This is a genomic window from Duganella violaceipulchra, assembly GCF_019166075.1.
In the GTDB taxonomy this organism is placed as follows: domain Bacteria; phylum Pseudomonadota; class Gammaproteobacteria; order Burkholderiales; family Burkholderiaceae_D; genus Rugamonas; species Rugamonas violaceipulchra.
In genome coordinates, this window is sequence record NZ_JAHTGR010000010.1 from 14,208 (window position 1) to 35,434 (window position 21,227).

Sequence of the window (21,227 nt, forward strand, 5' to 3'; positions counted from 1 at the left end):
CTCTCCTTGGGACGGGTCAGAAGAATTTGTAGTTGGCCGAGAACGAATACATGCGGCCGAACAGGTTCTGGCTATGGTTGTAGCCTTCCCAGCCATTCGGATCGTAAGTAGGCTGCTTGTTCAACAGGTTCTTGATGTTCATGCCGAGCTCCAGGTTCTTCATCGGCTTCCAGTTCAGCGCCAGGTTGACCGTGTAGTACGACGGCGCGCCGCCGCACAGGTTCTGCGGCAAGGCGACCGAAGCGGCCGTGCAATTCTCCGGCGTGTTGTCGGTATCCCATGGAGCGTATGCCCACTTGGTCTTGCCGGTGTAGTTGACGAACAGGCTGGTGACGAACTTCTGATACGCCCAGTCGGCGTTGAAGGTGGCGCGCACGCGCGGCGAATCGTAGAAGCCGACGTAGTTGCCCGAGAAGCCGGTGCCGTCCTCCGAGTTATACAGCTCGCGGCGGCGGATGGTGGCCGATACGCCGGTGTTCAACTTGCCGTACTCGCCCAGGGAGAAGCGGGTGCGCGCATCGATGTCGACGCCGTCGACCAGCGTGCGGCCACGGTTCGAATACGAGTTGATCAAGCCGCCCAGGTTACCCACCGAGTACTTCGGCGCGCCGCCGGAGCAAGCCGCCGCGTTGGCCGGGTTGTTGCACATGGCGGCGACAGCCGCCATGTTGCCACGGTCCGCATCGGTGATCGGATTGCGGATGGCGGCGCTGGTGCCGGCCAGCGCCGGTCCGTATTTATCCACCAGCTGCGTGAACAGCTCATTGAAGTCCTGGCGCACGATCTCGTTGCGGCGGTAGACGAACCAGTAGTCCACCGAGATGCTGACATCCTTGACCGGCTGCAGCACCAGGCCGGCGGTCGAGATCTTGGCCTTCTCCGGACGCAGCGACGGGTTGGGCGGCGTCAGGCCGCCGACCGTGGTCGAGCAGTTCGAATTGAGCAGGTTCTTGCCCAGTTCCGCCTCGGCCGGCGAGACGGACTTCATCAGCACCTTGGCCATCGCATTGGTTTCGTCGCAGCGCACGGTGTCGCGGATGCCGCCCACCTGCGCGAACACGCCGCCGCTGCCCGATTCGGCCAGGTTGGGCGCGCGGAAGCCTTCGGAGTAGGTGCCGCGCACCATCACCTCGGGACGCGCGCGCCACAGCACGCCGATCTTCGGCGCCAGGTTGGCCGGGAAGTTCGGGTATTTGTCGAGGCGCGCGGCGGCGTTCACTTCCAGCTTGTCGGTCACCGGTATCACCACTTCGCTGAACAGCGCCGCGACGTTGCGCTGGCCGTCGAACCAGGAGCCGCCCTGCTGCGTGATGTAGCCGTTGGCCGCATCCTGGTTGCCCGGCGTGTAGAAGCTCTCGCGCATCAGGCTCGCGCCGACGGCCATGCGCACTTCGCGTTCACCCAGCTTGGCGATGGTGCCTTCGAGCTTGCCATCCCAGGTAATCAGCTTGGTCCAGGACTGGATGTCGAAGGTCGGATAGGCGGCGCGCAGCAGCGCGCCGTTGGCGTCGCTGATCTCGCCGAACTTGTAGGCCGGATTGTCGGCGATATAGGTGCGGCCGGTCGTGGCGTCGGTAGTGAACGGGCCGAAGGCCTTGGCGAAGCCCTGGGTGTTGATGTTGACCGTCTGGAACAGCGTCGAATGGCTGCCCGCCACGCTCAGCGCGGTCTCGAAGTCCCAGCCGCCGCCGATGCTGCCGCGCAGGCCGGCCACCGCACGGTAGTTGTTGTCCTCATTGGTCTGGCCGAAGTGGCCGGGCGCGTCGAGCATGAGGTAGTTCAGCCCCGCCGCGCCGCCCATCTTGGCCGCCATGTCGGCATTCAGCTTGCCTTTCAGGTAGGCGTTGTTCGGTCCAAGGTAAGGCGTGACGAAGGTGTTGAGCGTGGTGCCGGTATTGCGCGCGAACCAGTTGCTGGTGCTGCCGCTGTTGAAGCTGCGCGGGCCGTTCTCGCCGCGCAGCTTGATGTGGGTGTAGGTCGCTTCGGCGTAGCCTTCCAGGTTCTCGCTGATCTTCAGGCGGCCGCTGAGGAAGCCGGTGGCGCGGTCGGAGGTCGGGCCGGTGTCCAGCTGGTAGGGCAGCGAATTCCACACGCAGCGGCTGCCGGCGGCCTCGGTGATGGACGTGGTGCAGCCATTGACGGCGCTCTGGGTCCGGGCGTTGTTCTTGGCCTTGTCGAAGACGAAGAAGGTGCCGGGATTGACCACGCCAGGTTCGCTGCCGACGCCGACGCGCAGGCCCGAGACAAAGGTCGGATTGTTGACGTAGAAGTAGTCGGGGCGCTTCAGGTAGGTGTCGGCAAACGCGACGCGGTCGCGCTGGTAGACGTTGATCGCGCCATAGACATTGTAGCCATCGGCATTCAGGTCGCCCAGACCGTAGATCACACTGGCCTGGCGTTCGCCGTAGGATTTGACGCTAGGGGTGGAGTCGTTGCTGGCGCGGACTTCCAGTCCCTGGTAGTTCTTCTTGGTGATGACGTTGATCACGCCGGCCACCGCGTCCGAACCGTAGACGGCCGAGGCGCCGTCGGTCAGCACCTCCATGCGCTCGATGGCGGCGGCGGGAATCGCGTCGATGTTGACGAACATGGTCTGGAAGCCGGCCGGCGCGCCGTAGAACGACAGGCGGCGGCCGTTCAGCAGCACCAGCGTGCCCTGCGCGCCCAGGCCGCGCAGGTTGGCCTGCGAGGCGCCGTCGGAACCGGTGAACATCGAGCGGAAGTCCTGCTGCGCCGGACGCGCGGCCGGCAGATTGTCCAGCACTTGCAGCAGCGTGCGGGCGCCCATGTTTTCGATCTGCTTGGCGTCGATCACCTGCACCGGCGACGCGGTTTCGGCGTTGATGCGTTTCAGGCTGGAGCCGGTGATTTCGACCCGCGTGAGCTTCTGCTCATTCGCGCTCTTCTGCGCTTGCTCATCCAGCTCGTCGGCGGCCAGCGCCGTGGAAGCCAGACCCACCGCTACCATCGCGGCCGCCAGTTTTTTCATATGCATCTTTGTCTCCCTGTTATTAGTGGTTTATTTCAGGCTGCAACGGCCCCTCCCCGGTCCGTGGAGGGGCTCTTTCTTGTGAAACTAAGGGTTTAGGTCAGCGCGGGCGGACTGTGCTGCCCTCTGTGCCTATCAGGACCGCGTTGGCCCAGTTGCCGCAGACCTGGGCCGGCTTGCTGCCGCGCGCGCCCAGGGTGCGCAGGCTGAGTTGACTCAGTCCGCGCACATCGATTTCCGGCTTGACCACGGCCGGCGCCGCGATCAGGCCACTGTCGTACAACATCCGTTCGCCGCTCCAGACCTGGAACTGCATGCCGCCGGCGCTGCGGCAGCTGTCGTCCATCCCCAAGTCGGCGCGCAGCAGGTTCCAGTTGCCGGCCAGTTGCAGGTCGACGCGGCTGGTGGCGCCCACGCCCAGGCCCTTGCGGAACCACAGGCCGTTCATGCGCATCTCGGTTCCGTGCGCCGGCTTGTCGCGGCTGACGTTCTTCGGCAAGGCCAGGTCGGACAGGAACTGCTGTACTTCCGGGCCTTCCTTCGGCTGGTAGGCCATCACGTGGAACTCGGACAGCGTGATCGGTTGCACCTCGCTCGGCACGGCGGCGTTGTAGGCGCGGGCGGCAGGCGTGGCGACGGCGGTCACCATCGGATCGGTGGCGGATGCGCCATCGCCCTCGGGGTTCTGGGTGCTCATGACACGGAAGCGCAGCAGGCGGCCGGCGGCCGGCGGGAAGCTGATCGTCTGCGTGCCCTGCTCCAGCTTCAACTGGCCGCGCTTGACCGGCTGGCCCCAGTCGCCGTTGTTGTCGCCCATGTAGATCTCGTAGTCGCGGATCTGGCCGTGCTGCCAGTGCTGGTCGGTGCGCGGCGCCAGCTCGATGCCGTCGACCAGGCGCCGCTCGGTGAAGCCGATCACCCATTCGTGCGGACCGCCCTGCACCGCCGGGCTGCGCGCGGTGCGGAACCAGGTGGCCGGGTTGTTGTCGAAGGCGTTTTCCAGCGGGTGGCCGGTTTCCTCGGCCGGACGGTTCATCACCATCATGGCGTCGGCCGGAATAGCGCGGCCCAGCACCGGTGCGGCAGGAAAGGCGTCGTCGACCACCACGGTCGCGGCGCCGGTCTGCACGGTGAAGCGCAGCGGCTGGCGGATGTCCTGGCTTGCGGCCTTGACGTGCAGCGTGCCCAGTCGGTCGGCGGCGTCGAAGTACCAGCCTGCGGCGGCCGCGTCGAAGGCGGCGCGGTCGGCCAGTGGCGGCAGCACGGCGCTGCCGGTACTCACTGCGGCCGGACGCTGGCGGGTCAGCAGGCGCAGCGCATAGGCGCGGCGATCGGGCTGGCCGGCATAGCTGCCCACCACCGGTTCGACATCGACCTTGACGCCATCGGCGGCGGCGTTCATGCGGATCAGCTGCTCGCTGAAAGCGCCGTCCTGGTACTTGCGGCTGTTGCCGTCATCCTCGTACAGCGTGAATTCGGATGCGCCGTGCGGATACAGGTCCAGCGTCAGCACGTCCTTCGGCTTCTCGCCGTCGTACAGCATTTCCGGGTACATCGGCAGGATGGCGCCGGCGCGAACGAACACCGGCAGCTTGTCCAGCGTGACGGCGAGGTCGATATCGCGTCCGCCCTTGCCCGCGGTGGCCTGGCGGCCGTCCCAGTAATCGAACCACTGGCCCTGCGGCAGGTGGATGCCGCGGCGCCAGCCCTGGCTGACCGCCTGGCTGCGGTACACCGGCGCCACCAGCAGGTCGCGGCCCAGCAGGTACTGGTATTTGTAGGCTTCCGTGTAGGCCGCCGGATCTTCCGGGTTGTCCCACATCAGGCCGCGCACCAGCGGCGCGCCGCTCTGCTCCGTCTCGCGCATCAGCGTGTACATATAGGGCGTCAGACGCATCTTCAGCTTCAGGTAGCGGCGGTTGATGCTGACATACGGCTCGGCGAACCACCACGGATGCTTGCGCTCCGCCGCCGCCCAGCCGGACATCCCCATCAGCACCGGGGTAAAGCTCTTCCACTGCAGATCGCGGGTGAAGGTCTCCGGGCTGCCGCCGAAGATCGCGTCGACGTCGCCGGTGGCGTAGGCCTGACCGGACAGGCCGGAGCCGATCAAGGTCGGCACGTGCCAGCGGATGTAGTCCCAGCTGGCGCTCTGGTCGCCGGTCCAGGTGACGGCGTAGCGCTGAGTGCCGGCCCAGCCCATCACGGTCCAGATGAACGGACGGCCGTCGGAATTATTCAGGATGCCGTCGTAGGCCGACTTGTTGGCATCCAGCGAGAACTGATAGCCCTTGCCGGTCCACGCCACGTCCAGCTTCTGCACGCGGGTGCCGGCGGTGCCGACTTCCCATGCCATCTTCTCGACGCCGTTCTCGGTCCACAGGCCGGTGCGGAAGCCGTACTTGGCCAGGCCCTGCACCGTCTCCGGTAGCGCCGAATAGCCGCAGCCGTAGCCGTCGTTCGGCAGTATCCAGCCGCCCGGCATGTCGTGCTCGCGGTATTTGCGCGCCACGGTTTCGATCACGTCCGGCGTCTTGCCGGTCGGTCCGTCGGTCCAGCCTTTCGGCACGGTGCCCGGCTTCTTGACGTTGTCGCCGTCGTTGTAGCAATCGGCGTCGCCGTATTCCAGCGCCCAGCGCGGCAGCATGCGCGCGCGGCCGGTCCATTCGGTGTAGCGGGCCAGCACGTCGCGCAGGTCCTTGCCGACGAAGTAGTAGGCGTCGAAGCGCGCCTCGTTGTGCTCCAGCGAGATCTGGTCGTTCTGGCGCAGATCGTAGCTGCCGTCGGACCAGGTGTTGCGCAGCATGCCCCAGCCGCGTGAGCTCATCAAAAACGGCGCGGGGCTGGGGCGGTCGCCCTCTTCCCAGCCGCCGGAGTACGACACCTGCAACTGCTTGCCCTTGAATTCATAGCGGCCGTTCTGCTGGCCGCCGCCGAAGAAGCGCTCGGCCTTGTCGCTCGACAGCGTCTGCACGCTTTGCTTGTCGCCCAGCTCCAGCGGCTGGATCTCGCGCCACAGCGGCTGCGCGTCGCCGGCGCGGAACAGGCTGAAACGCAGCGGCTTGCGGTCGATACGCAGGCTCAGGGCGGCCGTGCGGATCAGGATATGGTCGGCCTGCTCGCTGACGCTGTGCTCCACCGTGGCGGAAGGCGTGGCGACGACGATGGGCGCGGCCTTGTCGCCGGCGCCGGTCAGGCCGGATTTGGGGCCGGCCCAAATATGCAGCACATCGGCGCGCGGAAGACTAAGCTGTATATGGGCGCCGGTGTCGGTGACCAGATCCCACTGCTGGCCGGCGCCAGTGGTGACGCTGCGTAGATTGCCGATCGGAGCGGCCAAGGCCAATAAAGGTGCGCTGGCTAGCAAGGCGGCAATGGCTGAAATCTGTTTCATAGTCTGCTTCTCGAAAGAAAATGCGTTGCGATGCAATTACTCTAGGAATAAAAATAAGCCCGGTCAACAAAAAGAAAGAAAATATTTAAAAAGAACCGACTAAATCTTTCGTATTGATAGTTGATCGAATAACATACTTTCGTTTCCGTGGCAAAACTGGTACAGCCCTGCGCTATGGCGTTGCGAACCAACTTTCTTTTCACTTTCGAATTTGACATTCCGAAAATAAAACCTTATTCTTTCCCTGACTTAACCAGACTAATTCTTTCGATGACCAACTTACTCCAACGTGCCCCACAAGCCTGGCGCGATATCGGCGGCCTCGATACCGCCGAAGAAATCGTCCATCAGCCAGCCCTCTGGCGCGAACTGGCGACGCACCTCGCCACGGAAAAAAGCCGCATCGCCGCCTTCCTGGGCGACACCCTCAGCAATCCGCAGCAGCGCGTGATCCTGACCGGCGCCGGCAGCTCGGCCTATGTGGGCGAGATCATCGCCGACGAAATCAACGCCGCCTGGCCGTGCCAGGTGCGCGCGCTGTCGACCACCAGCCTGCTGACCCATCCTGCGCTGTACCTGGAACGCACGGCGCCAACGCTGGTGGTGTCCTTCGCCCGCAGCGGCAACAGCCCGGAAAGCACGGCGGCGGTGCAGCTGGTGCGCGACATGGTGCCGACCGCGCGCTTCCTCAACATCACCTGCAACGCCGACGGCGCGCTGGCCCTGCAAGGCGCCGGCGAAGGTTCAGCCGACCAGCAGACCCTGAACCTGATGATGCCGGCCGCCAGCTGCGACCGCGGCTTCGCCATGACCAGCAGCTTCACCTGCATGCTGCTGGCGGCGTTGTGCGTGCTCGATCCCGACTTCCAGCCGGAGCGCCTGGACACGCTGGCGCAACTGGGCGAGCAGGCGCTGGCCGCGTGGTCGGCGCCGGTGGCGGAACTGGCTTCGCAGCGCGTCTCGCGCGTGGTCTACCTGGGCAGCGGTCCGCTGGAAGCGCTGGCCAAGGAAGCGGCGCTGAAGATCCTCGAACTGACCGCCGGCAGCGTGCTGGCGATGGCCAACAGCGCGCTCGGTTTCCGCCACGGCCCCAAGGCGGCGTTGAACAAGGAGACGCTGGTGGTGCTGTTCCGCAGCTCCGATCCGCTGTCGCGCCGCTATGAACACGATTTGCTGCTGGAGCTGCAGCGCGACCAGGTCGCCGGCCGCTGCCTGACCGTGGGCGCCGGCGCCGACATCGGCATCGACGCGCCGGCCTGGCCGGACGCCTGGCTGGCTCCTTTGTGGCTGCTGATGGCGCAGCAGTACGCGCTGCACCAGTCGGCGCTGCTGCAACTGCGTCCCGATAATCCTTTTGCCGGCGGCACCGTCAACCGTGTCGTGCAGGGCGTCACCATCTACCGTCATGACGAATTCTGAACCACGCGGCTATCACGGCATCGACATCGGCGGTACCAAGATCGAGCTGGTGGCGTTCGCCGAGGAAGGCCATGAGCTGAAGGAAGTCCACCGCGAGCGCATCGCCACGCCGGGCACCGATTTCGCCGAGTTCCTGCTGGCGATCCAGGGCCTGGTGGGCCGCGCCGACAAGGCGCTGGGCTTGCGCGCGCCGGTCGGCATCGGCCTGCCGGGCGTGATCGACAGCGCCACCGGACGGCAGCTCAGCTCCAACGTGCCGGCGTTGAACGGCCGCGCCGTGGCCCATGCGCTCAAGGATGCGCTGGAGCGCCCGGTCGCCATCGGCAACGACTGCCAGTGCTTCGCGCTGTCGGAGGCGCAAGGCGGCGCGGCGCACGGCCAGCCGACCATGTTCGGCGCCATCATCGGCACCGGCGCCGGCGGCGGCTATTGCGTCGACGGCCGCCTGCTGCGCGGCGCCAACGGCGTGGCCGGCGAATGGGGCCACTGGCCGCTGCCGGCCGCGCAGCTGGTGTCGCAGTTTGCGCCTGCCCCGCTGCCCGTCCTCGAGTGCCCTTGCGGCCGGCGTGGTTGCCTGGAGCGCTATGTCTCCGGTCCCGGCATGAACCGGCTGCACCAGCACCTCGGCGGCGGCGACGAAACGCCAGCGGCCATCGTCGCGCAGGCGCGCGCCGGTTCGGCCATCGCCGTCAAGACCATGGCACTGCACGCCGACCTGCTGGGCCACGCGCTGGCCACGCTGGTGCTGACGCTGGACCCGCACGCCATCGTGCTGGGCGGCGGCCTGTCGCAGCTGGCCCACCTGTACGACCAGCTGCCGGCCGCGATGCGCCGCCACCTGTTCCCCGGCGTGCGCGTGCCGCCCATCCTGCCGCCGAAATTCGGCGACGCCGGTGGCGCGCGCGGCGCCGCCCTGCTCGCCCGTCAGCAACTCACGGACCACTCATGAAAACCACCGAATCCCTGTCCCCCGTCCAGCAGATCATCGCCGCCCACCGTCGTGGCGAAGCCGTAGGCCTGTACAGCGTGTGCTGCAGCCATCCGAGCGTGCTGCGCGCGGCGATGCGCGTGGCGGCCGACTACGACACCGTGCTGCTGGTGGAGGCGACCTCGAACCAGGTCGACCAGTTCGGCGGCTACACGGGCATGACGCCGTCCGCCTTCCGCGACTACGTGCACAACCTGGCGCGCGGCCAGGGCTTCCCGCTGGAGCGCCTGGTGCTGGGTGGCGACCACCTCGGCCCCAACGCCTGGCAGGGGCTGGACGCGACCACCGCCATGCAGCACGCGGAGACGCTGATCGCCGCCTACGCCGCCGCCGGCTTCCACAAGATCCACCTCGATTGCAGCATGCGCTGCGCCGACGATCCGCAGCTGCTGAGCGATGAAACCATCGCCGCCCGCTCGGCGCGCCTGTGCGCGGTCGCGGAGAAAGCCGCCGAGCAGGCCGGCCTGCCGCCGCCGGTGTACGTGATCGGCACCGAAGTCCCCATCCCCGGCGGTGAAGCCAACCTGGCGCAGGCCGGCGCGGTCACCTCGCCCAAGGCCGCCGCGCGCACGCTCGACGTGCACCGCCTGGCCTTCTTCGCGATGGAACTGCACAGCGCCTGGCGCCGCGTGATCGCGATGGTGGTGCAGCCGGGTGTGGATTTCGACCACAGCCAGATCCAGCACTACGACGCGGACCAGGCCACCGCGCTGTCGGCCTTCGTCGCCGGCCAGCCCGGCCTGGTGTTCGAGGCCCACTCCACCGACTACCAGCGCGAATCGGCGCTGCACGACATGGTGCGCGACCACTTCGCCATCCTCAAGGTCGGCCCGGCCGCCACCTTCGCGCTGCGCGAAGCCTTGCAGGCGCTGTGCCGCATCGAGGAAGAACTGGTGCCGGCCGGCCGCGCTTCGCGCCTGATGCAGGTGCTGGACGAAACCATGCTGGCGCAGCCCAAACACTGGGCCAAGCACTACCCCGGCAGCGGCGCCGAACAGCGCCTGCTGCGCCGCTATGGCCTGAGCGACCGGTGCCGCTACTACTGGGGCGAGCCGGCCGTGGTGGCCGCCGTCGACCAGCTGTGCACCAACCTCGATGCGCTGTCGATTCCGCTGTCGCTGCTGAGTCAACACCTGCCGGAACAATTCCTGGAAGTGCTGCAAGGCCGGCTAGACACCAAGGCCGACGCGCTGATGGAGCACAAAATAGGCCGCGTGCTGGCGCAATATGCGCGCGCCTGCAACCGCAACGCCGCCGCAGCCGCGCTCAACACGCTAAATGCGACGGCCGATGTGGCCACGGCGGCTGGCAGCACGGCTGCGATCTGTTAAGCTCGACGTTTTTGTAAAATCGACTGCACAATAATGCGAAATACCAGCCAACGCCGCGCCTCCATCTTGCAGGCGCTTACCCAACACGGCTCGGTCCAGGTGGCCGCGCTGGTGGACCAGCTGGGCGTCTCCGCCGTCACCATCCGCAGCGACCTCAGTGCGCTCGAATCGCAGGGCCTGGCCACGCGCAGCCACGGCGGCGCCACGCTGACCCGCACCCCGCCGCCCGAGCAGACCATTCCGCAGAAGGACGCGTTGAACCACGAGCAGAAGGAGCGCATCGGCGCCTGGGCCGCGCGCATGGTGCAACCGGGCGACAACATCATCATCGATTCGGGCACCACCACCATCTCGCTGGCGCGCCACCTGCGCGAGGCGCAGAACGTGACGGTGATGACCAATGGCCTGAACATCGCCTGGGAACTGGCGGACGCCCCCGGCGTCGATTTGATCCTGACGGGCGGCCTGCTGCGCAAGCAGTCGCTGTCGATCCAGGGCACGCAGGCCGAGGCCTGCCTGCAGGCCTATAGCTTCGACAAGCTGTTCCTCGGCGTCGACGGCTTCGACCTGCAGTTCGGCGTCACCACCCACCACGAGGCGGAGGCTAGCCTGAACCACAAGATGGTGGAGCGGGCCAAGAAAATCATCGTCCTCGCCGATGCCTCCAAATTCGGGCGCGTCAGCCTGCACCGCATCGTGCAGCTGGACCGCGTCCATACCGTCATTACCGACGCCAGCATCAGCGCGGAATACCGCGATGGCCTGCTGGAAGCCGGCATCGAACTCCTGATAGCGGAATAAACAGTGTTAAGCGGCAGAATCCTCACACCACAAGGCTGGGTCACGGGCAGCATCGCCTTTGACCAGCGCATTCAAACCATCCAGGCGGACGCGCAGGCCGGCAACGACAGCGGCTTGACCATCCTGCCCGGCTTCATCGACCTGCACGTGCATGGCGCCGCCGGCGTCGACATCATGCAAGGCGGCGACGCCGGCGCCAGCGTGGCGCGCAGCCACGCGCGCCACGGCACCACGGCGATGCTGGGCACCACCATGACGGCCACCGACAATTCGATCCGGCGCGCGCTCAAGGGCCTGGCCGGCGTGATCGCCGAGCGCCCGGCCGGCGCCGCGCGCATGCTGGGCGTGCACCTGGAAGGCCCGTTCCTCAGCATCCACCGCCTCGGCGCGCAGCCGGCCGATTCGGTGGCCGTGGCCAGCCTGGAACTGGTGCGCAGCTATCACGAACTGGCGACTATCCGGGCGCTGACCATCGCCACCGAAGTGGACGGCCACTTGGACCTGATCCCGATGCTCAAGCAGATGGGCATCCGCGTGCAGCTGGGCCACAGCAACGGCAGCTACGAGGACGGCGTGGCCGCGCTGAACGCCGGCGCGGCCGGCTTCACCCATCTGTTCAACGGCATGACGGCGCTCAACCACCGCCACCCCGGCATCGCCGGCGCCGCGCTGGCGCATGCCGAATACGCCGAGATCATCCCGGATTTGCAGCACGTGCACGAAGGCGCGATCCGCGCCGCGCTGCGCGCCATCCCGCGCCTGTACGGCGTGACCGACGCCACCTCGGCCACCGGCATGCCGGACGGCGAGTATGGCCTGGGCAGCCAGCGCGTCTACAAGTGCCTGGGCTGCGTGCGGCTGGCCACCGGCTCGCTGGCCGGCTCGGTGCTGACGATGGACCAGGCGCTGCGCAACTTTGTCGGCCTCGGGCTGGACCTGGCCGACGCCTCCAACCGCCTCTCGCTCTACCCCGCCGACTACCTCGGCGAGACGGAGCGCGGCCGCCTGGCGCCCGGCGCCTGGGCCGACCTGGTGGTCCTGAATGCCGATTTGCAGCCGGTGGCCGTCTTCGTAGAAGGCGAAGCCATCGATCTTTCTTCACACTAGCCGGAGTTTCGATGCAAGCCACCCTGCCAACCGCACCCGCCCGCGCCATGGGCTTTCTGCTGTTTATCGCCGGTATGGGAGGGCTGCTTTACGGGATAGACGTCGGCATCATCGCCGGCGCCCTGCCCTATCTGGAATCGACGGCGTCGGTGGCGTGGAAGCTGAGCGCGCAGCAGCTGGGCTTTATCGTCGCGGCGGTGCTGCTGGGGTCCGTGCTGTCGTCGCTGTTCGCCGGCGCGCTGGCCGACCTGGTGGGGCGGCGCGCGGCGATGGTGCTGGCCGGCGCCCTGTTCACCTTGAGCATACCGCTGATCGCGCTGGCCGACGGCTACCTGCCGCTGATGCTGGGCCGTCTGCTGCAAGGCATCAGCGGCGGCTTGATCGGCGTGGTGGTGCCGCTGTACCTGGCCGAATGCCTGCACGCGCGCCATCGCGGGCGCGGCGCGGCGCTGTTCCAGCTGTTGCTGACCATCGGCCTGGTGGCGGCGGCGCTGATTGGATTGTTCCAGGCGCAGACGGTGGAAACCGCCACGGCGGCGGCGCAGCATCTGGCGGAGGCGGCGCGCGCCGACGCGGTGTTCGCGGCCAAGGATCACGCATGGCGCAGCATCTTCTGGGTGTGCCTGGCGCCTGGCCTGGTGTTCACGCTGGGCGGCCTGCTGCTGTCGGAGTCGCCGCGCTGGCTGGCGCGCAAGGGCCGCATCGCGCAAGCCCGCGCCGCGCTGCTGCGCACCCGTCCCGCCGCCGAGGCGGAGGCGGAACTGCGCGACATCGAACTGGCGCTGTCGCCGGTCACCTCATCCGGCGGCGCGGTGGAAAACGACCGCCTGCTCAGCCGCCGCTATGTGCTGCCCTTCCTGCTGGCTTGCCTGGTACTGGCGCTGACGCAGGCGACCGGCATCAATTCCATCCTGGCCTACGTGGTCACCATCCTGAACCAGGCCGGCCTGCCCGGCGCCACCGCCAACATGGCCGACGTCGCGCTCAAGGTGCTCAACGCGGTGATGACGGTGGTGGCGGTGGCGCTGGTCGATCGCAAGGGCCGCAAGTTCCTGATGATGCTGGGCACCGGCGGCATCGTGCTGGCGCTGGTAACGGCCGGCCTGCTGTTCCGCAGCGTTGAAGGCGAACAGCGCGACATCAGCGCCATGCTGCAAACGCGTACCCAAGCCAACGGCCTGGAATTGCGCCTGGACCCAGCCACCTTGCAGGCGCTGGGCGGCTCGCCGGCCGACGGCGCGGCGATGCAGCTGTCGATCGCCTATTCCTACGGCCCGTTCACCAATGTGCAAAGCCGCCGCAGCGACGATCCGGCGCTGCCGCTGCTGCGCGTCGCCCGTGAAGACACGGTGCAGGCGGACAGCGTGATCGGCGCCTTCTTCCGTCGCCTGCATTTGAATCCGTTCGCCGATCCGGCCGAAGCGGTCGGCGCGCCCCTGCGCATCGAGCAGGCGCACCTGTCGGCGGTGCCGCCTTCCACGCATGGCTGGCAGGTGGCGCTGGCGATTTGCCTGTTCGTCGCCAGCTTCGCGGTCGGCCCCGGCGTGTGTGTGTGGCTGGCGTTGTCGGAGCTGATGCCCAACCGCATCCGCTCCAACGGCATGAGCGTGGCGCTGCTGATCAACCAGTTCGTGTCCACCGTGATCGCGGCGGTGTTCCTGCCGACCGTGGGCCAGTATGGCTATGCCACACTGTTCTTCTACGGCGCCGGCTGTGCGCTGCTGTACTTCCTGACCGCCACCTTCCTGCTGCCCGAAACCAAGGGCAAGACGCTGGAAGAAATCGACGCCCACTTCTCGCGCAAAGTCGCGCCCTAAGCGAGGCAGGCTTCGAGCGACGATTCGAGCAGCGGGAAGTGGCCGCTGTCGACCAGGCGCACATTCGCTTGCGGGAAGATGGCGCGCCAGATGGCGCCATCTTGCTCCGCATCGATCATCGGATCGTAGCGGCCGAACAGCACCGACACCGGACCATTGAAGGCGCTGCGCCCCGGCGGCTGGAAGCTGGCCGCAAAGTCGTCCGACACGGCGACCGACGTCGGGCCGTCAAAGGCGCCCGGCTGCTGCAGCACCTCGAGGAAATGGCGCGGCGCATCGCCGGCATGCGGACCGAAATACAGCGACGGCACATCCGGCAGCAGTTGCAGCACGCCGAACACGTCCCAGAAGCGCGCCCGCCCCGGCGCCGCCTCGTAGGCCGCCAGCGCCGCCACGACCTTGGGGGCGTCGGCATGGGCGGCGTTGACGGACAAGGCGCGCCGCGCCAGCCGCAGCGCGGCCTGCTCCGGATTGTAGGTCGGCGCCAGCAGCACGACGCGCGCCACCAGTTCCGGCGCATGGTTGGCGACGTGGGCCGCCAGGTGCGCGCCGAAGGAGCTGGCCATCACGGTCAGCGGCGCGCCGTGCGCCTGAGCGCTGCGGCGGAACCCGGCCAGCGTGGCCTCCAGCAAATCCAGACAAGGGCGCGGCGCGCACGGCGCGGCAGGCGGCTGCTGCCACCACTCCACGTCGTCGGCCTGCGGGAAGCGCGTGCGTTCGATGGCGACGCTCAGGCCCGGGCCGCCGTGCAGGTAGAAAATCGATGCCATCATTGCTCCTCGAAAGTGGACTGACGCCAGCGTAACGCAGGAGTGCTTTTTTAACAAGTATGCAGCTAGTTGATTGACTTCGCCGGACGCTGTGGTCAAATGGGCGCATGAAAAAATATCTCCTCGCGATGTCCCTGCTGCTGGCGGCCGCCCATGCGCCGGCCCAGGTGCTGCCCGTGCGCGAACAGGCAAACGTGATCAACCAGCTGCTGGCCGAACGCTTCGACACGCTGCTGCCGGACATGATGGCGCAGACCGGCATCGATATGTGGATCGTGGTCTCGCGCGAATACAACGAAGACCCGGTGCTCAAGACCATGCTGCCGGCCGAGTGGCTCAACGCGCGGCGGCGCACGGTGCTGCTGTTCTACCGCGACCCGGCCAGCGGCCGCGTCGACAAGCTGGCGGTGGCGCGCTACAACGTCGGCAAGAGCATCGCGGCGGCGTGGGACATGCAGAAATTCCCCAACCAGTGGGATGCGCTGGTGGCGCTGGTCAAGCAGCGCAAGCCGAACCGGATCGCGCTCGACACCTCGCGTCACTTCGGCCACGCCGACGGCATGGACCACACCGACTACACCGAACTGCTACAAGCGCTGCCGCCCGAGTACCGGTCGAAAGTGGTGTCGGCCGAGCCGCTGGCGGTGCGCTGGCTCGAGACCCGCACCGAACGCGAGATGCAGATCTACCCGCAACTGGTCGACGCCACCCACAAGATCATCGCCGAAGGTTTTTCCGAACGCGTGATCACGCCCGGCATCACCACCAGCGAGGACGTGGTGTGGTGGTTCCGCCAGAAGATCCGCGACCTGGGCTACGACACGTGGTTCCATCCATCGGTGGAGATCCAGCGCCAGGGCAAGGGACTGGCCGACGCCGACATCATCATCCCCGGCGACCTGCTGCACGTGGACATCGGCATCACCTACCTGCGCCTGAACACCGACGTGCAGCAGCACGCCTATGTGCTCAAGCCCGGCGAAAGCGCGGCGCCGGCCGCGCTGGTGCAGGCCTTCGCCCGCGCCAACCGCCTGCAGGACATCCTGACCGCGCAGTTCCGGCAGGGCCGCACCGGCAACCAGATGCTGGCGTCCGCGCTGGCGCTGGCGCGCGCCGAGAACCTCACCCCGACCATCTACACCCATCCGATCGGCTACCACGGCCATGCCGCCGGTCCCGCCATCGGCATGTGGGACATGCAGGACGGCGTACCGGGCAGCGGCGAGGAGGCGCTGCGCTACCGCACCGCCTACTCGATCGAACTCAATGCGGCCACCGCGCTGCCGGGCTACGCGGAGCCGGTGCGCATCATGCTGGAGGAAGACGCCTACTTCGACCAGGCCGGCATCCGCTACATCGGTGGACGGCAGAAGGAGCTGCTGCTGGTGCCGCGCCGCGCGCCCCACCTCGAACCCTGATCCGCACTGGCGTCACCCTTTGCGCGTGAAGCCGTCGTCGCTCCAGTCCTCGCTGCCGACGCCGTGGCGCACGAAGAACAGGCCGTGCGGATCGTACTGGCGCTTGGCGCGCGCCAGCCGCTCGTAGTTGGCGCCCCAGAACGCGCCCTGCCAATCCTTGAGGAAGTAGTCGCTCTCCGACACATAGGAACCTGCCTTGGGCGCGGCCTTGCGCAATTCCGCCATCGCCCGGCCGATCGAAGCGGCCCGTTCGCGGCCACGCTGCGCGCCCTTCTCCGCCTCCTCGTTCGCGTCCGGCATGCCGGGATAGCGCGGGCCGTCGCCGCCGGCGATGATGGCCAGCGCGAACGCGCCCAGCACGTCGGGATTCATCGCCGTGTCGCGCGCGGCGGCCAGGTCGGCGGCCGAGGCGCCGGCCAGGCCCTTGTTGAAGTGCAGGCCCACGCGCCAGTGCCGCGTGCTGCGGAACAGCGCGTCAGCCAACTGCGCCTGCTGTTCGGCGGCCAGCAGCGTGGCGGGCAGCCAGGCCGACTGGTAACCGTGGATGAACCAGCCCGCGTCGTCGGCGTCGCCCTTCCACACGCCGTGGTGCGCCGGGGCGCCGGGACGCTCGTCGGCCAGCATGAAGCCGGGCGCGTATTTCTTGAAGAAGGCCAGGTTCCAGAACTGCCGCGCCGGCAGCGCCACCACGCGGAACGGCTTCTCCAGCGTGTACTCGGGCCGCTCGCCCAGCCAGGCCAGGAACGGCGCCCACACCGCCTCCGCCTGCTGCTGGTTCAATCCCTGGAACACCATGGACACGTCCACCGTATTCCCGGTGTTGAAGCCGATCTGCTCGCCCCAGTTGGCGTTGAACAGCGCGCCGGCGTAGAACGCCAGTACCTGCGCGATCAGCGCGCGGTAGGCGTCGTCGCTGGCGGCCTTGATGGTGAAGAACACCGCGCCGAAGGTCTCAGGCAGCTCGCGCGTGCGCAGGGTCAGGCGCGTGACCACGCCGACACTGCCGCCGCCACCGCCCTTCAAGGCCCAGAACAATTCAGGATTGGTGCAGGCGTTGGCGATGCGCACCTGGCCATCGGCGGTCACCACCTCGGCCTCCAGTAGGCCGGCGGCGGCGGTGCCGTAGTTCTTGGAGAAGCTGCCGAAGCCGCCGCTCTGCACCAGCCCCGCGACGCCGACCGTGGTGCAGCCGCCGCCCTGCACGTAGCGGCCGCCGCGCGTGGTGACGGCGTCGTAGGCGTCGGTCCACATCGCGCCCGCGCCCAGCGTGACGGCCGCCTGCGGCGCGTCGCTGCAGCCCTGCGCGACGAACGCCGGCTGCAGCGTGGCGTCGTTCATCTGGCGGGTCCAGACCAGCAGCGAATCGGGCGCGTCGGACGTGCCCTGGTAACTATGGCCGCCGCCTTTGACCACCAGCCGCAGATTGTGCTCGCGCGCGAAGTTGACCGCCGCCACCACATCGGCCGTGCCGCGCGCCACCACCGCGTAGGCGCTCGGCTGCGAGGACCAGGCGTCCTGCCAGCCGCTGGTCTGCGTCAGCGCCGGCTGGTCGCCGATGGCGTAGGTGTTTTTCAGCGCGTCCAGCGCGGCCGTGCAGGCCGGGGCGCTGGCGCCACCAACGCTGGCGGCACAGGCGGCGAACGGCGCGTCCAGCTTGAGCAGGCGGCCATCGACCCGCTCCTTCAATTGCTGCCAGGCCGTGGCCGATGGCCAGGCGGCGTCGCCGGGGCGCAGACGGCGGCGCGCCGTGGCGGCGGCGGCGCGCAGCGAGGTAAGCGACATCAGCGGCAAGGCCGCTACCGACTTGAGCAAGCTTCTTCTTTTCATGGAGCGGCTTTCATGTGTGATAGGGACAGCGCTACCTTAGCGCAGCCGTCCGCCGCCGGTCCATCGCTATGTGGCGAGACGGACAAGGGCGTGGCGAAGCGGATAAATTATTGACCAGGAATAACGAATGATGCCTGCAAGATCCAGGGTGGCAAAAAAATGCTGCACCTGCGAAGATAGTGCTGCAGGCGTCCGGCCAAAGCGCCTGTTCCAGCACGCTCTCTTCGGCCCCACACCATCCAGGAGAAGTACATGAATTCGTTTGTGGAAACCATTTCGCCAGCAGCAAAAAATCACGTGCTCGCCCGCATCGACTATTTCAGCGACCTGACCCAAGCCACCCTGCAATCGGTGCGCAAGCTGTCGGAGGTGAATCTGCAATTCAGCCGCGACTGGCTTCAGGATTCCACCGAAGCGCTGCGCTCAGCCATGCTGACCCCGCTGGCCGAACGCACGCCGGCCGACATGCCGTCGACCGAGCAGGCGGCGCACAAGCTGCAGGCGTGGCAGCAGCAGCTGAACCAGGTCGCCAGCGAGTTCCAGGCCAGCATCAACCAGGTGGTGCAGCAGCATGCGCCGCAGGCGGCGCGCACCGCGACCGAGCTGGCCGAGGCGGTCACGCACAAGGCCGCCGCCCAGGTCGACCAGCAGCTGCGCCAGAGCAAGGCTGCAGGCAAGGAAATCATCGACCAGGCCCACCACTTCGCCCAGCTGGCGGCGCAGAACGGCTCCATGGCGCAGCCGGCCTCGATGCAGAGCGCCGAGGACCAGGGCAATAAGAACTAGAGGCTGTTACAGAAAGCGTTCCGGGATATCGTCGACGAACGGATACAGCGAGAAATACGGCTTGGCCTCGTCCAGCACCTGCTTGACGGACGGCCGGCCGATCAGCCGCTCGAAGTAGGCGTTGAGCTGCGCATATTCCTCGGGGAACGGCAACAGCGTGGCGGCGTAGAACAGCGCCGGCGCCGCCGCGCAATCGGCCATGCTGAAGGCGTCGCCGCACATCCAGCTGCGCGTGGCCATGCGCTTCTCGATCATCTTGTAGGCCGTCTTGAGCTTGGTGCGCTCCTTGGTCTGGTCGCACTGCATGCCGCTCAGGTGGCCGAGCACGATGGTCTGCACCGGCTCCTGCACATAGTTGTCGAAGAAGCGGTCCCACAGGCGCACGTCGAGCGCCGCCTCCCAGTCGGCCGGGATCAGGTCCTGCGGGCCGGGGAAGTAACGGTCCAGGTATTCGATGATGACCGAGGTCTCCGGCACGTCGCGCCCGCGCTCGTGGTCGCGCAGCACCGGGAATTTGCACAAGGGCCAGATCGCCTCCAGCTCGGCGCGGTCGCCCTCCTCGCCCAGGTTGATCAAGCGCTTGTCGAAGGGCGTGGCGTTCTCGTACAGCGCGATCAGCACTTTGTGGCAGAACGAGGCCAGTGGATGGTAGTACAGCGTCAGGGACATGGTCGGCTCTCCGAGGGTCGGGCACCGCCACGCGGTACCAATCAATTCAGCAGATGATACTTCAGACAAGCCGGTAGCGGCGGACGGGAAATGTTGCGACACTTCGCTCCGTCATACGCCGGGCCACCTCCAACAAGCGCCGGCGGACCACCGAACCACCACCTCACAGGACCTTCCATGCGCCTTGCCATCAGCCTTGCCCTCGCCTCCCTCTGCGCCTTTAGCGGCAACAGCCACGCCGACGCCCTCGACCTGCCGTCGTCGTCGGGACCGCAAACCGCGCCCGCCGCCGGCGACAGCCTGACCGTGGGCGGCGGCATCGCCTACGTTCCGGAATACGCCGGCAGCAAGAAAAACCGCGTGGTGCCGCTGCCCTACATCGAGCGCACCTTCGACAACGGCGTCTTCCTCAGCACCATGCGCGGCGTGGGCTTCCAGACCAGCGTGAGCGGCGTCGGCCTGAGCGCGGCGCTGAGCTACGGCGGCGCGCGCGCCGACCACAAGCGCAATATGTTCGACGGCTCCGACGCGCTCAAGGGCATGGGCGACATCCAGGGCGCGGCCCAGGCCGTGTTGGGCGCCAGCTATCAGGTGGGCACCGTCGGCCTGAGCGTGAGCACCACGCAGAACCTGGCGCACCGCGAACACGGCGCCACCTACACGCTGGGCGCGGCGACGCAGCTGTACACCACCGCCAGCGACCAGGTCGGCCTGAGCCTGTCGACCGAGTACGCCGACAAGAAGCACATGCAAACCTACTTCGGCGTGACCGCCGCGCAAAGCGCCACCTCCGGCTACAAGGCTTACACCGCCAGGGGCGGCATCGCCAACGTCACGACCAGCGTCAGCTGGAACCACGTGCTCGACAAGAACTGGTCGGTGCACACGGTACTCGGCATCACGCAGTTGGCCTCCGACGCCGCCGACAGCCCGCTGACCAAGCACAAGACCACGCCGTTGCTGATGACGGGCATTGCCTACAAGTTCTAAGCCGCTTAGCTGGGTGATACTATTGAGGGAAACTCATCTACCGTTTCCCTCAATAATGCCGACACTCACGCTGCTGACCTTTATCGCCCTCGCCCTGTCCGTGGGGGCCGTCTGGCTCCCACGCTCTCCCCGCGTCCCGCTCGCGCCCTGGCAAATCTGGTTTGCCTTGGCGCTGCTGTGTGGCGCGCTGTCGGGCGTGCTGCACGCGCCGGCCTTCGTCGCGCTGGCCTTGTTCGGCGGCGCCGCCTGGCTGACGGATACGGCGTCAAAAAAAACTCTGCGGATACTGTTTGGCGTCGTCACGCTGGTGCTGGCGTTTGCGCTGGCGATCCACAAGCTACCGGGGTTTAGCAATCCGGTCGTGATCGCCGGCGCGGTGTTCTCGGCCGGCGCCAAGCCGTTCACACAGTATGCGAATTTCGACAAGGGCGCGGTCGGCCTGATTTTGTTGGCCTTCATTTGCCATCGGACGGCGTCGCTGGCCGAATTTGGCGGCGTGCTGAAGAAGACCTTGCCGGTGCTCGTGCTCACCGTGGCGGCCGTGATGGCCTTTGCCACCGGCGTCGGCTTCGTACAGCCGGCCTTCAAGCTGCCGGAGGTCACGCTGCAATTCCTGGCGGTCAACCTGTTCTTCACGGTGGTCGCCGAAGAGGCTTTCTTCCGTGGCTACATCCAGGCGCGACTGGCGTCGGCGCTGTCCGGCTTGCGTCATGGCGCGTGGGTGGCGCTGCTCTGCTCCGCGCTGTTGTTCGGCGCCGCCCATCTGGCGGGAGGCCCGCTGTATGCAGCACTTGCCGCCATCGCTGGCCTGGGCTATGCCTACGCCTACCACGCCACGCAGCGCATCGAAGCGCCCATCCTCGTGCACATCGCGCTCAATGCCGTGCACTTCATTTTCTTCACCTACCCCTGATAAGAGGA

The 21,227-nt window shown here is 67.2% G+C and carries 15 protein-coding genes; 10 read left to right on the forward strand and 5 right to left on the reverse strand.

Annotated features, from left to right (window positions below):
* Positions 1–16: 16 nt before the first annotated feature.
* Both KVP70_RS18865 and KVP70_RS18870 read right to left on the reverse strand, forming a co-directional pair.
* A complete protein-coding gene (locus KVP70_RS18865; protein ID WP_217943720.1) occupies positions 17–2,995 on the reverse strand; it encodes a TonB-dependent receptor plug domain-containing protein in 2,979 nt (992 codons plus the stop codon).
* Between the two features lie 94 nt (positions 2,996–3,089).
* On the reverse strand, positions 3,090–6,383 hold the full coding sequence (locus KVP70_RS18870; protein WP_217943721.1) for a TIM-barrel domain-containing protein: 3,294 nt from the start codon (positions 6,381–6,383) through the stop codon (positions 3,090–3,092).
* A 270-nt stretch (positions 6,384–6,653) separates the two neighbouring features.
* Between KVP70_RS18870 and KVP70_RS18875 the strand changes: the two genes are divergently transcribed.
* The 6 genes from KVP70_RS18875 to KVP70_RS18900 are packed head-to-tail and all read left to right on the forward strand — an operon-like array spanning position 6,654 to position 13,846.
* Entirely contained in the window at positions 6,654–7,802 is a 1,149-nt protein-coding gene (locus tag KVP70_RS18875; protein ID WP_217943722.1) for an AgaS family sugar isomerase, read from the forward strand.
* Positions 7,789–8,751, forward strand: a complete 963-nt coding sequence (locus KVP70_RS18880) for an ROK family protein (RefSeq protein WP_217943723.1) — start codon at positions 7,789–7,791, stop codon at positions 8,749–8,751. The genes KVP70_RS18875 and KVP70_RS18880 overlap by 14 nt, the downstream gene beginning before the upstream one ends.
* Positions 8,748–10,121: a D-tagatose-bisphosphate aldolase, class II, non-catalytic subunit gene (locus KVP70_RS18885; RefSeq protein WP_217943724.1), complete on the forward strand. Its 1,374-nt coding sequence runs from the start codon at positions 8,748–8,750 to the stop codon at positions 10,119–10,121. Before KVP70_RS18880 ends, KVP70_RS18885 begins: the two co-directional genes overlap by 4 nt.
* A 33-nt stretch (positions 10,122–10,154) precedes the next feature.
* The gene (locus tag KVP70_RS18890) at positions 10,155–10,922 is read left to right on the forward strand and encodes a DeoR family transcriptional regulator (protein ID WP_026335293.1); all 768 of its coding nucleotides are present in this window, start codon (positions 10,155–10,157) and stop codon (positions 10,920–10,922) included.
* Between the two features lie 3 nt (positions 10,923–10,925).
* Positions 10,926–12,029 (forward strand): N-acetylglucosamine-6-phosphate deacetylase, encoded by a 1,104-nt coding sequence (nagA, locus tag KVP70_RS18895; protein WP_217943725.1) that lies wholly within the window; start codon positions 10,926–10,928, stop codon positions 12,027–12,029.
* 11 nt (positions 12,030–12,040) lie between these two features.
* The gene (locus tag KVP70_RS18900) at positions 12,041–13,846 is read left to right on the forward strand and encodes an MFS transporter (protein WP_217943726.1); all 1,806 of its coding nucleotides are present in this window, start codon (positions 12,041–12,043) and stop codon (positions 13,844–13,846) included.
* Here KVP70_RS18900 and KVP70_RS18905 read toward each other — a convergent pair.
* Positions 13,843–14,616 (reverse strand): alpha/beta fold hydrolase, encoded by a 774-nt coding sequence (locus tag KVP70_RS18905; RefSeq protein ID WP_217943727.1) that lies wholly within the window; start codon positions 14,614–14,616, stop codon positions 13,843–13,845. The two genes, KVP70_RS18900 and KVP70_RS18905, sit on opposite strands and share 4 nt — an antisense overlap.
* A gap of 107 nt (positions 14,617–14,723) precedes the next feature.
* Here KVP70_RS18905 and KVP70_RS18910 point away from each other — a divergent pair, with 107 nt between their 5' ends.
* On the forward strand, positions 14,724–16,034 hold the full coding sequence (locus KVP70_RS18910) for a M24 family metallopeptidase (protein ID WP_229224926.1): 1,311 nt from the start codon (positions 14,724–14,726) through the stop codon (positions 16,032–16,034).
* 12 nt (positions 16,035–16,046) lie between these two features.
* On the opposite strand, the gene KVP70_RS18915 is transcribed toward KVP70_RS18910, so the two are convergent.
* Positions 16,047–17,861 (reverse strand): FAD-dependent oxidoreductase, encoded by a 1,815-nt coding sequence (locus tag KVP70_RS18915; protein ID WP_217943728.1) that lies wholly within the window; start codon positions 17,859–17,861, stop codon positions 16,047–16,049.
* 252 nt (positions 17,862–18,113) lie between these two features.
* On the opposite strand from KVP70_RS18915, the gene KVP70_RS18920 reads away from it, so the two are divergent.
* Complete coding sequence (locus tag KVP70_RS18920; RefSeq protein WP_217943729.1) at positions 18,114–18,647, forward strand: phasin family protein; 534 nt, start codon at positions 18,114–18,116, stop codon at positions 18,645–18,647.
* Between the two features lie 6 nt (positions 18,648–18,653).
* On the opposite strand, the gene KVP70_RS18925 is transcribed toward KVP70_RS18920, so the two are convergent.
* Positions 18,654–19,316 carry a glutathione S-transferase family protein gene (locus KVP70_RS18925; RefSeq protein WP_217943730.1) on the reverse strand — a complete coding sequence of 221 codons (663 nt, stop codon included), beginning with the start codon at positions 19,314–19,316 and terminating at the stop codon, positions 18,654–18,656.
* A gap of 177 nt (positions 19,317–19,493) precedes the next feature.
* Between KVP70_RS18925 and KVP70_RS18930 the strand changes: the two genes are divergently transcribed.
* Entirely contained in the window at positions 19,494–20,306 is an 813-nt protein-coding gene (locus KVP70_RS18930) for a MipA/OmpV family protein (RefSeq protein ID WP_217943731.1), read from the forward strand.
* Between the two features lie 166 nt (positions 20,307–20,472).
* Positions 20,473–21,219, forward strand: coding sequence for a CPBP family intramembrane glutamic endopeptidase (locus tag KVP70_RS18935; RefSeq protein ID WP_229224927.1), 747 nt, complete (start codon positions 20,473–20,475; stop codon positions 21,217–21,219).
* Positions 21,220–21,227: the final 8 nt, after the last annotated feature.